The sequence below is a fragment of the Providencia sp. PROV197 genome (genome assembly GCF_028479625.1).
Lineage (GTDB): Bacteria > Pseudomonadota > Gammaproteobacteria > Enterobacterales > Enterobacteriaceae > Providencia > Providencia vermicola.
On the sequence record NZ_JAMPNZ010000027.1, the window covers coordinates 39,092 to 52,123 of the forward strand.

Consider the following 13,032-nt stretch of genomic DNA (forward strand, 5'->3'; position numbering starts at 1 on the left):
AAATTCCCTAAGAAAACCAACCTATTACGGTTGGTTTTTTTATAGAGTCTTTGATTTTAATGTAGAAAAGTTATTAGAAACCGAAAAATTATGGTCTATGCTCTATTTTTCAGCTCATGGTCTTTCTTTTATTGATAATCAAAAAGATTTGACTCATGGCGATAAACGTAAACAAAATTTTGAACCACCGCTTTTTATTACCTCTTCAGACTCGCAAATGCGAGAATTCATATCAGCTCGAAGGAATGGCCTTAATTTCTTTAACTTAATCGCTGATTGGATGGGCATTAAAGAAGTTTACTCAGATAAAATACCTGATAAATATAAGTTGTTTTAACAATAAACTTTTTAAAAAATGTCCCTTCTCTATTCCCAAATTTAAAAAACTCATTTATTCTTAAATTGAGCGAACATGCTTACGTGCAGTACTGTCACCGCCAAGCATTACGGGAGGTTTTTATGTTTCTCGTATATACCATCATTGTCATTGCTTTTTTCATCTCTTTGGCGACTATTGAAATGCCTGATAGCGACAAAATTAGTATTGAGGTTGAAGATAAGCAAATAGGACTTATGTATGCAATGTAATATTAAATAATCGCCCTTTCAGGCCCCCCTGCAAAGGGCATTTTTATGACTTGTTATATCTCAATCAATAAGTTGAATATCTAGCCCATATAACAACTCTAATGCTTCAAAACGCGAAAATTTAGCCTGTTTTAAGGTATTTTGTCGAATATCAATCGTAAAAGAATGAGTACCTGTAAGATCAGCCGAAGTTAAATTAGTTTGCATAAACAGACTGTTTGATAAGTCACAATCTGTTATCACAGACTTATTGAGTTCCACATTTCTAAAATCAATATCGTGTAAACGACAATCATCAAAATGAGTTTCATGAAGTTTAAGCGCAAAAAAATTGCTACCGCTTAAAATACAACTTTTAAAACTCAGCTGTGAATAAAAATCAAAACGAGGCCAATGCGCTTTTGTCCAATCTACCCCCACTAATTTACACCCATTAAATTCACAAATAGAAAAACGGGAATTAGGGATGGAGATTAGGCTCAAATTGCATTTTAGAAATGTACATTCGACAAATCGGCAATCTGTAAAACAGCTTCCAGTAAAGTTACAATTGATGAATTCACACTGCTCAAAAAGTACATGCTCTAGTCTTTCGTTTTCAAGCTCTAAGTTACAAAATTTTTGTTCTAAATATTCACCATGGTTCTCTATTTCCACTTTCCACCTCATAATGCATGTCATCACACACCTAAAAGCTGACATTTACTGTATATAATACCATGTATTTTTTATAGTAACCTGGCCCTTTGCACATAAATACCTATTTTATGTTCTGCTTACCAACAAACACATCTAATTTATTGAAAATAAAGATTATTTAGCTCTATACTACTACCCCCTAATAAATTAGAAGATACCTTCACATGAATTGCCGTTTAGCAACAATTGATGACATAGACAATATCTACAAAATAGACACTGTAGCGACAGATGTTCGATTAAACGAAATCACACATTGGGTAAAACAGAATGACTGTTTTATATTGGAAAAAAATCAAGAAATATTAGCGTACGGTGTTATAAACACACATTTTTTTGGCTATGGGTTTATTGAACTATTAATGGTCAATAACCAATATCGTCGGCAAGGTCTTGGGCTTATACTAATCAATCAATTGATAAAGAAAAGCCCGACAGCCAAAGTTTTCACGTCAACTAATAAATCAAATACAGCCACTCAACAGCTATTGATAAAAACTGGCTTTATTCCTAGTGGCTGTATTGAAAACATAGATGATAATGATCCAGAGCTTATTTACTGCTACATCGCTAGGTAAAATGACCTAATAATCAGGTCTATAGTAGTGATTTTTCCATCACAACAGTTTGTAGCATCTGGTTAAATTGCTGATACGTTTCTTTATCTATTGTCTGTGGAAAACTTAATACTTCTAACTTATGGGGCTTATTTTCAGGATAATAACTTGGGTGAGCATGGTTGTATTCGTTTTGTTGAAAACCACAGTGCTGATAAAACGAAAGCCGCTTTTGACTGATTTCATCAATTACAGGATCAATTTCAAGGATAACTAGCCCTACATCGTAGCAGAATTGCTTTAGTACTTTCTGACCATACCCTTGCCCCCGGAGAGAATCTGAAATGGCGAGATGTTCAATGTAAAAGTATTCATTAATTTTCCAGCAACCAATAAAACCAACAAATACGTTATTATCTGTAAAATAATAGAGATAATAGTCGTCATGACTCAAAATTGACTTACGACCTTGATAACTTCTCTGCTCATAAAGCGGAAATGCCTGATCATATAGCTGATTAACAACATTATTCTCGTTTATGTTTTCCCTAGAAATTCTGATTGAATGTAGCATTTGATTTTAGACTCATCGTTATATGAACATAATTACACTTTTAGAATACGTTTTTTTTAAAATCTGACAATCATTTTATCCACTGCAAACCTATTTTTATAAAAAAATAACTATTTGTTTTAATTGTTTATTATTTTCTAATATAAAAATATTGGTTTTTAACTCAGATTAATTTAAAAAATATTTTTGTGATCATATTGACTTTTTTCTATATACGCCCAAAAATACTGTATATTAACACAGTAATTGGCCGAGGCTATTATGTTAAGAATTGAAGTTTTATTTGATAAAAATGCACCACAAAAACCAAGCACAAACGTTTTACACGCGCTTGAATCTGAGATTTTACGTAAATTGCAAAATCAATACCCTGATATGGTAACCCGTGTTGGTTTTAGCTCGCAGCAGCGCGTAAACATTTCAGGAACCAAAATGTCTGAAGATAAAATCCGCATTGAAGAAATATTGGAAGAAATTTGGTTAGATGACGGGTGGATCCCCGAAGAAAATACTGCTGAATAGACTTCATTAACGAAAGGAATGTTAGTAATCAATAAGCATTCCTTTTTTGGATACTTAAAATTTGTAGCGGAAACCAGTTAACCCCACAAAACCTAATTTTTGTTCTGTTAATGAACTCTTTCCTGCGTCACCAATTAAATAATACGCAGCGATACCAGTATATAGCGTGAAATTATCATCCATATTGTAATTTAATATGGCTGAGCCATGTATATCTTTAAAACCACTACCTGCATCATATTCTGCGAATTTAGTTTTGCTGGCTTGTTGTTTGGAAACACCAAAATAAGCTTGGTTATAGGCTTTATTTCCCCAAACCGCCGCTAAATTATATTCCATTTCCCATGAGCTATTAATGTCATAGTCTGTATTCATACCTAATTCTATAGTAACAGTTCGACCTATATGGCGACCGCCATAGCGTCTATCTTTTGTTGCTATATCACCCATGATGTAAAACTCATAATTATTTAGTGTATAAGACAGATCAGCGCCAACTAACAAGGAGCCTTCTAAGTCCCCCATTCCTTTTAGGTCTTTATTTTTATTACCCAAAAATCCAACTTTTTCATCACGCCCATAGTCATAGCCCAATGAACTGACAAAAGTGAGATTGTCCGTTAAGCCTATTCCCCATGCTACACCTTCAATACCTAAGCTAAATACGCCATAATCATCAGAAAGATATGCATACGTTGCTTCTAAGCTTGGTCCAAGCTGGTACTTTTTTGAACCTTCATAAACGGGTGCTATATTGATCCCCGCCCCTGCAATAAATGTACTTTCCCCTGCAAACACATAGCTACAAGGTAAAATGCCAACCATTAATGCTACAATTTTTTTCATGTTCAAATTACGCTCATCGTAGTTAATAAATCTTTTGTCTTAAAAACGTTTTAATTTCTTTTAATAGGTTTGATTTGTTTTTTCTTTCATCAGAAAGATGCGACTGCGAAATACATTTATTAACATCAATACATGTTGATATTTCATTGATTGTTATGCTAGAAGGATAAATACCTGATGTTTTATTGAAATCTTTTCCCATGATGATCAAAGCGATGAGAATAACTGCAATAAACATTGGTACTTCATAGAAAGCTTGTTTCATCATCAATGCTCTTATTCTTAGGAGGGTGTAAGAATAATAATCTGTCTATATTTTTGTACCTTAAAACTGGGTTAAACCAACCTTAAGATAAACTTAAATCTAAGCTGAACTTGAGACGGCGAGATATTGTCTGGTTTCCATTGACTACTTATACTGACGGTCAGAGGTGATAATATGAATATCCTATTAGTAGAAGATGATCTCCAGTTGGGAAAAGCACTTTGTCGTGGACTTGAATTAGCTGGTTTTAACCCCTGTTGGGTACGGTTGCTTACAGATGCAAAGTCACAGCTCGCTTCTCGTAATTTTGATTTAATGCTATTAGATTTAGGACTACCTGATGGTGATGGTCAGGAAGAATTAATTGCATGGCGTCAATCTGGGGAGTCAATTCCAATCATTATATTAACAGCTCGAAATCAGATGGATAATTTGGTTTCTAGCTTAGACTCAGGTGCAGATGATTTTTTGACTAAGCCCTTTGCTATGCCAGAACTTATATCTCGCGTCAAAGCTGTAAGCCGTAGAATAGCGGGGTTTTCTTCTGAGATTTGGCAATTAGATAATCTGCAATTAAACCCGTTAAATCATCAAGTCACACTTAATGAGCAACTGCTTCTACTTTCTGGAAAAGAATATTTATTACTGTATGAATTAATTAAGAATGCCGATAATGTTGTTCGAAAAACAGACTTAGAACAACGTCTCTTTGGTATTGATGATGTAGAAAGTAACTCTTTAGAGGTTCATATCCATAATTTGCGCCGCAAGATAGGTAAAGAACGCATTATTACTATCCGTGGTATCGGTTATTTATTAAAAAAAGAAGCTCAAACAAGTGAAAGTTAAGTCCTTTTTTATTTATATCTTCGGATTACAAATTAGCTCTGTAATTTTTCTCTGGCTAATATTAGTTGGCTGGCTACAGTTTTTCTATTGGCCTTCAATTCATGAAGAGCTTGATAAACAGCAAGAGATTATTACTCAAGGATTTGCTAAAACATTAAGTGTGGTTTCAAATAACCCTGAATATTTCAAAGAAATTGCAGATAACCTACAAAATCTATATGCAGACGCAATGGAGAGTGGTGATGAAATAACCTATCGTCCTTTTATGGTTGTCAGGGACCAACAAGGCAATGTTTTTTACCGCAATAATGAAAAATTAAAGGTTCCTTCACTAAAATCTGTTTCTGAATTAGCTAACCTACATAAAGATTGGCATTTCACCTCTGCTTGGGATAAAACAAACACATTCGAAATTGTTATTGCAGAGTCCTATAGTGATAGAAAATCATTATTAGGAAACCCTGCTGAAGGCACTGCAATTCCTCTCGCCTTTATTTTAGGAATAATGTTACTTGCTATTTTAATTACCGCTTATTTTAGCCTAAGACCATTAAGACAAGCGGCAAAAATTATCTCCAGCCGCCAACCTGGAAACTTAACGCCTATCGAAGTTAAGGAACAATATAAAGAGATTCGGCCGATTATTGCCGCAATCAATAATTTAATGGCTCGTGTTGATGCGGCTAATCAGCGTGAAAAGCGTTTTATGGCAGATGCCGCACATGAGCTTCGCACCCCGATTGCTGCCGTTATCGCCCAATTACACTTATTAATGCAAATCGATAATCCAAAAGAAAAAGAAGAAATTATTAATGACATGCAGGAGACACTAAACCGTGCAGCTTCTTTATCTCATCAGCTTATTGATTTAGCCCGTTTAGAAGCCGAGGATTTCGTCTTAAATAAAGAGCAAATCGATATACCCACTTTAATCAGCACCATTATTTCATCCCATGTTCCTTATGCAATTAATAAGAATATTGATGTTGAACTGCAAAGCCCAGAATCATTCTATGTGCTCACAGATAAACTAGCTCTGACAAATATCTTTACCAACTTAATTGAAAATGCGATCAAATATTGCCCTGAAAAAGGAAATATCAAAGTTTCAATTAAAGATTTAACCCCCTTTGGTGCCACTATTTCATTACAAGATAATGGGCGAGGCATTCCTGAACAAAGTCGCCAACTCATTTTCTCTCGCTTTTACCGTGTTCCTGGCACAATGGAAACAGGGAGTGGATTAGGTTTATCCATCGCCCATAATTTAGCAATGAAAATTAATGCGTCAATTAGAGTTACTGATGGGTTAGATAATAGAGGGATTGGTTTCATTATTGATTTGCCATAAATCTAATTCTGTAATTGAGTTAACAACACACTCCCTATTTTAGGGTTAAAATAGCCGCCTTTAAGTTAATTTACTTACAGCAAAAAGAGGCAATAATGTCCAAGGCATTAGTAATTATTGATCTCATTGAAGAGATAATTGGTAAAAATGGCTTATCAAATTCCAGCTACCAACAAACTTATGAGCGCAAAATTATTGAAAAAACGAATCAAGCAGCCAATCACGCGAGGAACCTTCATATTCCTGTTATTTGGGTAAAAGTCGGTTTTTCTGATAATTACCACGATGTTCCCGCTGGCTCCCCCATGTTTCAACATGCCAAAGAAATCGGCGCATTAAAGTTAAGTGATAATGGCTGCAATTGGGTAAATGACCTTGATGTGGGTTTTCGTGACCCAATCATGATTAAAAAAGGTGTCTCTGCATTTGCAGGAAACCATTTTAATAAATGGCTGACTAATAATGGAATTACGCAATTATTTATCGGTGGTGTAAGCACCGTAAAAGCCATTCAGAGCACAGCACGGGAAGCGCATGATTTAGGCTATTTTGTCACCATTTTAGATGACTTATGCGCCGCGCCAACACTTGAACTTCATGAACAAAGTCTCCAAGCATTAGAGGGTATGGTCACCGTTTCTTCCGTTAAGGAATTTCTGCAATTAAAATAGCAAAGCCTAATTTATTATTTTGTATTTTCTAGGTAAATCTCACGTAGCCGGATGGCAATATTCCCCGGCTTACCTTCTCCAATCTTCTGATGGTTAATCTTGATCACAGGGCAAACTAATGTTGTAGCTGATGTCATAAAGACCTCTTTCGCCGTTAGCATTTCTTCAAAACTAAACGCTTTTTCGATAATTGCGATACCCTGCTCTTTAGCCAGTGAAAGAACGGCTTTTCGTGTAATGCCTGGTAATATTTCATGACTCAACCCTCGGGTTTGTAATTGACCATGTTGATTCACAATGAAACAATTACTGGAGCTCCCTTCTGTTACAATTCCATCTTTGACGAAAATTGCATCATCAGCACCTTGTTGTTTAGCATACTCTTTCGCTAAAGAAGCCGCTAATAAAGCCACTGTCTTAATATCACACCGCGCCCATCGAATATCGTCTACTGTGACAGCCCTAATGCCATTTTTTACTTTTAGGTTATCAACAATATTCGTCTTTTGTGCAAACAAGACTAATGTTGGCTGAATATCTTTATCAGGGAATAAAAAGTTACGCTGCTTTGCATTTCCTCGAGTGAATTGAAGATAAATAAGTCCTTCATTGATATTGTTACGCTCAATTAATTGCGTATGAATTTGTTTAATTTCTTCTGAGCTATAAGGTAAAGCAAGTTGCAATTCATGACATGAGCGTTGTAAGCGTGCAATATGATGTTCAAAATCGACCAATTTACCGTTAATAATGGCTGTCACTTCATACACCGCATCGGCAAACAAAAAACCCCGGTCAAAAACGGAGACTGTTGCCTGTTCTTCAGGTAGGTATTGACCATTTACGTAACTTATCATTGAGATACATCCCTTTAATCTGCCATTTTATTCTCTTTTATATCATTAACCATACACCATATTTATCTATCTGCGTTTAAATTCATCTCTTTTTTCTTATAAAGCGTCTAGAGGATGCACCAATAACCGTGATGAATATCCACATTAAAATTATGTTTAATTTTTAAAATATATTTTAGGATTAACTTGACATTAACAATCCAAAGATTAAAATGCTCTCACGTGATCAAGATCACACTTTAATAATCGGAGTTAACCATGAGCAGCATTAAAGAATTTATCAGTAGTGTTCAAGAAGTCGTTGAATTACTGTCAAAACGTTTTATGTAAGTTAGTTGTTTTCTAGTCAATCAAACCTTTCATTTACCTTATCATTAGCGTTAATTTGCAAACATTTTGCACAGCGGCTTTGAATTCAAAGCCGCTTTTTTATTCAAAAACATTTTCAATAATCTCTGCAATAATCGCAGTTCCAACTGCAACAAGCAGTAAATCCCGCCCACTTACCTGCCATTCATAACCAACATACACTGGAAGTTGCGATACAAATTCCCTAGGGAGTACCTTTTTGGCAATACCAGGTGGTAATGGTTTACCTCGACCAATTTGTTTCGCTATACCTGGTGGTAAGCCTTTATACCCAGTTAAGCCATATTCGATAGCGAGTGGACGAGCATAACCAAAACTGACATTAAAATTTGCCAGCGTATGTTTCTGCTTATTCGTATCTTGATGCCATTTAGCATTACTTCTTTCGTTTCGCTGAGTTTGCTTATCCTTTCCATTATGAACTTGGTGATGCCCTTTACCCTTTCCTTGCTCATTATTTTCATATGGTGAAGACATTGATGATAGTGGCATTACCATCGCAAAGAAAAATAGTAGATGACGAGAACGTACTCCCCTCCCAACATTACTTAACTTAAATATATTCATGATTACCCCCTGAATACGCAGATCTGTGAGAAAACTCGCTTTTAATATTCAGCAAACATTATTCTGTGCCATATTCATTCGCAATCGGAAAATACTTATCATCTGTCATGTTATGTAAATGTTATTTCTCTACTGGGCTGTGTCTTTTGAAATCTGCTATTTTAATGATAGTCTTAGTCGCCATTAATGTGATGAAATTATTAACTAATTAAAACATTTAAGGCAGTGTTTAATATCACCCTTAATGAGTTTTTATCGCATATATGATATGCTATTCAGGCTTTGCTCACTTTTTTGAGATTTTCTACAAAACCTTTGATAGAAGGAGAACACATGCAGCAGCAACTGCTCGACTGGGTACACCAGTTTAATCAAGACTATGCCAACCTCGCCTCTTTGCTCATTGTGCTTGGGCTCATACTGATTGTCGCCCTTGTCTTACACCTTTTTTTACACAAAATATTGCTACCCTCATTAGAGAAACGGGGGCAAAAATCAGTAGGTAGCTGGCCGCATTTGCTTACCCAACATAATCTTTTCAACCGAATTGCATTTGTAATTCAAGGTATTGTTGTTAACATTCAAGCATCACTTTGGCTATCTACTGGGTCAACAGCCCAGATAGTGCTTAAAGTCGGTTCACAAGCATGGTGCCTATTATTTGGCTTATTAACGATTTACTCCATACTCGATATCGTGTTAGGCATCTTACAACGTGCTGCTAAAACCGCTCACCTTCCTTTGCGAGGAATTTTCCAAAGTATTAAGCTCATCGCATCCATACTGATTGCAATCATGATCATTGCGCTACTAATTGGTAAGTCTCCACTGATTATTTTAAGTGGACTCGGTGCCATGACAGCAGTGATGATGTTGGTATTCAAAGACCCAATAATGGGCTTAGTTGCTGGTATACAATTATCTGCCAATAATATGGTCAATATTGGCGATTGGTTAGAAATGCCTAAATACGGTGCGGACGGTGCTGTTATTGATATCGGTTTAACCACCGTTAAAGTCCGTAATTGGGATAATACTGTTACAACTATTCCAACTTATGCATTAATTTCAGATTCTTTTAAAAACTGGAAAGGCATGACCGAATCTGGCGGGCGCCGGATAAAACGTAGCTTTCGTATTGATGCCACCAGCGTACATTTTTTGACACCAGAAGAAATTTCGCATTGCGAAAAAGCAAATTTACTTGAGCCATATATCGGCCAAAAAGTGTCTGAAATCCAAGTTTTTAATTCCGCAATACCTGATGATAAAGCAATCCCATTAAATCAGCGACGTTTGACTAATATTGGGACATTTCGCGCATATATTGATGCCTATTTAAAAGCACACCCCAATATTCATAAAAAAATGACGATTATGGTGAGGCAATTGGAATCTGACTCAAATGGTATTCCAATTGAGATTTACGCCTTCACTAACACAACGGTTTGGGTTGAATATGAGAGGATTCAATCGGATATCTTTGACCATATTTTCTCCATTTTGCCACAGTTTAATTTAATGCCGCATCAATCACCTACCGGAAATGACGTTAGGTTAATTAACCAATCGGCAGTAAAACCGTTAACCCAAAGTAATTAGTTAAAGTTTCTTATTTTTCTACATCTAAAGTAGTATTTTAAAAGAGGGTTTACCCCCTCTTTTCCTCGCTTCATACCCCACCATTATATAAAAAAAAACATAACGATTGTTAATAAAAATAGGATTAAAATCGGTTCCAGTTCAAAAAAAAAACCTTATAAATTATATGAATACATCTAATTTATCCGCAGTAACATTGATGTACGTCATGTCACTTAACAGAGACTTTTTTTAACATATAAAACAAGAAAGTCGTGTTGTTATTTACATATAGGCAATGTCAATGCATAAAATTAAAAATAATACTCAATTTGGAGAACTGAGCAGGAGGGAGTTTATACAAACCTCCGCAACTGTTGCGGGTGTCGCCGCAGTAGCAGGCTCAATCACTCTCCCCTTTTCTGCTCAAGCAAAAGCACCAGCAATCATGCCTGACGAAGTCAGCGAAAAAATCAGTTATAGCGCATGCTTAGTTAACTGTGGAAGTCGTTGCCCTCTGAAGGTTCACGTTAAAGACGGTGTTATCAGCCGTATTTCTAACGAAACAATGTACGATGACTCCACATTAGGCGAGCACCAAATCCGTCCATGTTTGCGTGGACGTTCTGTACGTTGGAAAACCTACAACCCAGACCGCTTAAAATACCCAATGGTGCGTGTGGGTAAACGAGGCGAAGGTAAATTCAAGAAAATCACTTGGGATGAAGCCACCACCATCATCGCTGAAAAACTGAAATATACCATTGATAAATATGGCAGTGATGCTATTTACTACCAATACGGTTCAGGTTCTACAGGCGCCAATTTGCATGGTCGCGCAGCATGTAAACGCTTACTTAGCTTAACGGGTGGTTTTTTAGGTGACTACGGTACTTATTCGTACGCTCAATTAATGGAAATTACACCATACGTATATGGTAGCGTTGAAGAGTCTTATTTATCTGAAATCCAAAATTCTGATTTAGTCGTCATGTTTGGGCATAACCTCGCCGAAACACGGATGTCTGGTGGTGGCCAATTCTATGAAACACTCAATGCCTTAGACAAAAGTAAAGCGAAAGTCATTATTATTGACCCTCGCCGCACGGATAGCGTCACAACTTTGGGCGCTGAATGGATCCCTATTTACCCAGGCACGGATGCTGCATTAGTCGCTGCATTGGGTTATGTGATGATCCAAGAAGAGTTAACTGACGAAGAATTCCTGAAAAATTATTGCATCGGTTGGGATGAGTCTACACTTCCTGCTTCTGCACCGCGTAATGGATCATACAAAGATTATATCTTAGGTAATGGTCCTGATGGCATTGTTAAAACCCCTGAATGGGCAAGTAAACTGACAGGCATCTCTGTTGCACGTATTACCCAATTAGCACGTGAAATTGGCAATGCAAACCGCGCTTGGATCTCACAGGGCTGGGGCTTACAACGCACTGAAAATGGCGAACAAGCATGTCGTTCTATCATGATGCTGCCATTGATGTCAGGTAACATTGGCCGAGCAGGAACTAACACTGGTTTATGGGGTAATAGCTACGCTTATCCTGTTGCAGGTTTTGCGCTACCTAACCCTGTGAAAGCGTTGATCCCAACCTACATGTGGTCTGAAGCCATTGTACGAGGTAAAGAACTGACTGCAGAAAATGCTGGTATTAAAGGCGTCGATAAACTGGAAAATGACATCAAATTTATGTGGTGCTATTCCAGTAACGTCATTGGCAACCAGCACGGTGATTTGAATAAAACGCATGAAATTCTCTCGGATGAGTCTAAGTGTGAGTTTATTTTGGTGTGGGATAACCATGATACCCCATCCGCTAAATATGCTGATCTGCTGTTACCTGATGTCACTACGGTTGAAACTAACGACCTGATTAATAACTCCTATGCAAGCGGTGCGTATCATTATCTTGTACGCTTACAAAACGCGATTGAGCCGTTATGGGAAAACCGTCCTAACTATGATGTGTTAGCCGAAATCGCTGAAAAAATGGGTGTTAAAGAACAGTTCACGGAAGGCCGTACTTACGCTGAGTGGATTGAGTTCTGTTACAACAAGACTCGTGAAAAAATGCCACATCTACCTGAATTTAGTGAAACAGACGGTGCGGGTATCATTGACCGTAAGTTCCTAAATAGTAGCGAAAATATTGCACTAAAAAAATTCCGTGATGACCCGATTAACAATCCGTTAAAAACACCATCTGGAAAAATTGAAATTTACTCGGAAAAATTAGCTGAAAGAGTCAAAAACTGGGAGTTGCCAGAAGGCCAGCGCATCCCTGCTCTTCCTGAATATTGTGTGAATAAAGAAGGGGTTGAAGCACAAGCTAAAGACCAAAAGCACACTTTATTAATGACAGGCTTCCATGATAAAGGCCACGTACACTCCTCTTATTATAATGTTGCGATGCTGCGTGAAGCCATCCCACACCAATTTTGGCTCAATCCAATTGATGCACAGCAACGTGGTTTAAGTAATGGTGATCTGGCTGAAATTTTCAATGACCGTGGCCGTATCCAAATTAAAGTCAAAGTCACTGAGCGTGTCTTACCTGGTGTTATTGCTGTTCCACAGGGTGCATGGCGTACTCTAAATAGTGAAGGTTTAGATGTTGGTGGTTGTATCAATACATTAACTTCTCACGTGCCTTCTCCGTTGGCAAAAGGAACACCACAGCATACTAACCTTGTTGAAGTTAAACGCGCTTAAGG

Annotated in this window: 14 protein-coding genes; 8 read left to right on the plus strand and 6 right to left on the minus strand. The window is 36.9% G+C overall.

The genetic code is table 11. The features are described from left to right. Positions 1–459: 459 nt before the first annotated feature. Entirely contained in the window at positions 460–588 is a 129-nt protein-coding gene (locus PR808_RS15705; protein ID WP_263974613.1) for a hypothetical protein, read from the plus strand. A 60-nt stretch (positions 589–648) separates the two neighbouring features. Here the strand turns inward: PR808_RS15705 and PR808_RS15710 are convergent, their stop codons facing one another. Next, the gene (locus PR808_RS15710; RefSeq protein WP_241016767.1) at positions 649–1,245 is read right to left on the minus strand and encodes a pentapeptide repeat-containing protein; all 597 of its coding nucleotides are present in this window, start codon (positions 1,243–1,245) and stop codon (positions 649–651) included. Between the two features lie 206 nt (positions 1,246–1,451). On the opposite strand from PR808_RS15710, the gene PR808_RS15715 reads away from it, so the two are divergent. Next, complete coding sequence (locus PR808_RS15715) at positions 1,452–1,865, plus strand: GNAT family N-acetyltransferase (RefSeq protein ID WP_272539622.1); 414 nt, start codon at positions 1,452–1,454, stop codon at positions 1,863–1,865. Between the two features lie 19 nt (positions 1,866–1,884). On the opposite strand, the gene PR808_RS15720 is transcribed toward PR808_RS15715, so the two are convergent. After that, positions 1,885–2,418 (minus strand): GNAT family N-acetyltransferase, encoded by a 534-nt coding sequence (locus PR808_RS15720; RefSeq protein WP_272539623.1) that lies wholly within the window; start codon positions 2,416–2,418, stop codon positions 1,885–1,887. 261 nt (positions 2,419–2,679) lie between these two features. Here PR808_RS15720 and PR808_RS15725 point away from each other — a divergent pair, with 261 nt between their 5' ends. Next, a complete protein-coding gene (locus tag PR808_RS15725; RefSeq protein WP_206082299.1) occupies positions 2,680–2,940 on the plus strand; it encodes a DinI-like family protein in 261 nt (86 codons plus the stop codon). Positions 2,941–2,994: 54 nt separating this feature from the next. Here PR808_RS15725 and PR808_RS15730 read toward each other — a convergent pair whose 3' ends face one another. Together PR808_RS15730 and PR808_RS15735 are read right to left on the minus strand one after the other, a co-directional pair. Then, positions 2,995–3,786 (minus strand): MipA/OmpV family protein, encoded by a 792-nt coding sequence (locus PR808_RS15730; protein WP_272539624.1) that lies wholly within the window; start codon positions 3,784–3,786, stop codon positions 2,995–2,997. A 22-nt stretch (positions 3,787–3,808) separates the two neighbouring features. Further along, positions 3,809–4,054 (minus strand): hypothetical protein, encoded by a 246-nt coding sequence (locus PR808_RS15735; RefSeq protein ID WP_206082301.1) that lies wholly within the window; start codon positions 4,052–4,054, stop codon positions 3,809–3,811. 171 nt (positions 4,055–4,225) lie between these two features. Between PR808_RS15735 and PR808_RS15740 the strand changes: the two genes are divergently transcribed. The 3 genes from PR808_RS15740 (at position 4,226) to PR808_RS15750 (ending at position 6,922) form a co-directional block, all read left to right on the plus strand. Beyond that, positions 4,226–4,900 (plus strand): response regulator, encoded by a 675-nt coding sequence (locus PR808_RS15740; RefSeq protein WP_206082302.1) that lies wholly within the window; start codon positions 4,226–4,228, stop codon positions 4,898–4,900. Next, positions 4,890–6,251, plus strand: a complete 1,362-nt coding sequence (locus PR808_RS15745) for a sensor histidine kinase (RefSeq protein WP_272539625.1) — start codon at positions 4,890–4,892, stop codon at positions 6,249–6,251. Before PR808_RS15740 ends, PR808_RS15745 begins: the two co-directional genes overlap by 11 nt. A 95-nt stretch (positions 6,252–6,346) precedes the next feature. Next, positions 6,347–6,922, plus strand: a complete 576-nt coding sequence (locus PR808_RS15750) for a cysteine hydrolase family protein (protein ID WP_206082304.1) — start codon at positions 6,347–6,349, stop codon at positions 6,920–6,922. Positions 6,923–6,936: 14 nt separating this feature from the next. Here PR808_RS15750 and PR808_RS15755 read toward each other — a convergent pair whose 3' ends face one another. Both PR808_RS15755 and PR808_RS15760 read right to left on the minus strand, forming a co-directional pair. Then, positions 6,937–7,785 carry a D-amino-acid transaminase gene (locus tag PR808_RS15755; RefSeq protein WP_272539647.1) on the minus strand — a complete coding sequence of 283 codons (849 nt, stop codon included), beginning with the start codon at positions 7,783–7,785 and terminating at the stop codon, positions 6,937–6,939. 423 nt (positions 7,786–8,208) lie between these two features. After that, on the minus strand, positions 8,209–8,715 hold the full coding sequence (locus tag PR808_RS15760; RefSeq protein ID WP_241016769.1) for an anti-virulence regulator CigR family protein: 507 nt from the start codon (positions 8,713–8,715) through the stop codon (positions 8,209–8,211). 333 nt (positions 8,716–9,048) lie between these two features. On the opposite strand from PR808_RS15760, the gene PR808_RS15765 reads away from it, so the two are divergent. Together PR808_RS15765 and PR808_RS15770 are read left to right on the plus strand one after the other, a co-directional pair. Continuing rightward, the gene (locus PR808_RS15765) at positions 9,049–10,317 is read left to right on the plus strand and encodes a mechanosensitive ion channel family protein (RefSeq protein ID WP_206082305.1); all 1,269 of its coding nucleotides are present in this window, start codon (positions 9,049–9,051) and stop codon (positions 10,315–10,317) included. A gap of 283 nt (positions 10,318–10,600) precedes the next feature. After that, a complete protein-coding gene (locus PR808_RS15770; RefSeq protein ID WP_206082306.1) occupies positions 10,601–13,030 on the plus strand; it encodes a DMSO/selenate family reductase complex A subunit in 2,430 nt (809 codons plus the stop codon). The last annotated feature ends 2 nt before the right edge of the window (positions 13,031–13,032 follow it).